Origin of the sequence: Pseudovibrio sp. POLY-S9 (genome assembly GCF_001431305.1) — a bacterium.
Taxonomy (GTDB): Bacteria; Pseudomonadota; Alphaproteobacteria; order Rhizobiales; family Stappiaceae; genus Pseudovibrio.
The window spans coordinates 1-1,687 of sequence record NZ_LCWX01000042.1; the positions used below are offsets into that span (position 1 = coordinate 1).

General features: G+C 51.3%; 1 protein-coding gene. It reads right to left on the bottom strand.

Going from position 1 to position 1,687, the window contains the following annotated elements:
• Positions 1-1,687: VCBS domain-containing protein (locus PPL9_RS02650; RefSeq protein ID WP_200962074.1), on the bottom strand; the 1,687-nt coding region annotated here is incomplete at both ends.

A 1,687-nucleotide genomic window follows, 5' to 3' on the forward strand; every position in this document is an offset into this window, starting at 1 on the left:
AAAGCCCCTCACCAGAACTCTGCGGTGCTCCGCTGACAATAATCCCATTATTACTAATCGCAACTGCACTGCCAAACTGGCTCCCGGCATTTCCTTCTATTGCGGTCAGTTTGACCGAATCTGCAAAGCCGCCAGATCCATCAGGAACATAGACATAAATGGCACCGCTTTGATAACCGCTTTCATTATCACCTGTTGAGCCTACAACAACTACACCGTCTTCATTGATGCTGACAGATGTGCCGAACTGACCTGCGTGGACACCATCTGGAGCCGTTAGCTTGAGTTCTGTAACACCGCCGGACCCATCTGGCTGACGCACAACAACAGAGCCACCGGCATACACGTTGCCTTCGCTATCCCTAGGTGCACCAACAACAATTGTGCCAGATCCATTCACCGCAACACTGGAGCCATATCCGTCTGCTGAAGCACCCAGTGCGTCAGCAACATGAGCGAGTGAGGAAATAACCTCGGATGAAACAAAAACTGGCGCATCATTTGCACCATTGATTGTAATCGTTGCAGTCTTGGTGACTACTCCGCCGTTGCCGTCATCGACAGTGTAGGTGAAGGTGTCAGTAGCTGTTTCACCAACTGCCAGATGTTCGAACTGGCCATTGGGGTCATACCGGAACTTGCCATCAACAAGAGACACTTCACCTGTCGTGTTGCTGGCATCAAACGTGATGGTGTGGGTGTCGGAGCTATCTACATCCGAGAATACCGGTTCAATGAGAACGCTATTGTCTTCAGAAGTCGATGTCGCGATATCTGACACAATTGGGGCATCGTTTGCGCCATTGATGGTCACCCTGACCGTCTTGGTAGTTGGCTCTGCCGTGCCATCACTCACTGTATAGGTGAAGGTATCGGTTGCAGTCTCACCAACAGCCAGATGCTCGAACTGACCGTTCGGATCATACTGGAACTTACCGTCAATAAGAGATACGTCACCTCTCGTGCCGCTGGCATCAAACGTAATGGTGGCTGTGTCGGATGCATCCGGATCGATATAGGTCGGCTCGATTAGAACACTGACATCTTCAGAGGTGGAAGCTGCGATATCTGAGACAACCGGAGCATCGTTGGTGCCGACGATAGTCACTGTTACCGGCTGGGTCACAACTCCCCCATTGCCATCATCCAATGTCACAGTGAACACGAGCTCAACCTGTTCACCTACTGCCAGATAATCGAACACGGTGGAAGCAGCAGAGAAGGCCAGATCAATGGTACCTTCCACGCTCGAAGCCGAAGACGTTACTCCATTGACATTCAGCAGAGTTTTGAGGTCGTCGTCACTCAAGGATGACAGGCCGGAGGTGACACCGGTTGCGCTGACATCTGTGATGCTGGCGGTATGAGCATCATCTGATACATCCACATCCGTAAAAGCCAGCTGAAGGCTCTGGGTGATCGGGGAAGTGTCAGGTGTCTCCCACAACGCCAGTTCATTGGCAGGATGAGTGTAGTTACCTAATGCATCTGGTTTGAACACATAGACAGACCCAGAATCGAACCCTTTGGCGTCATCTCCAGGTACACCGACAAGGATCGTTCCATCTTCGCTAATAGCAACATGGCTACCAAACATGTCACCTAATGCCCCATCGGCAGCAATCAGCTTGGTTTGTGTGTAACCGCCCTGACCATCTGGGACATAAACATAGACGGAACCTGCGGC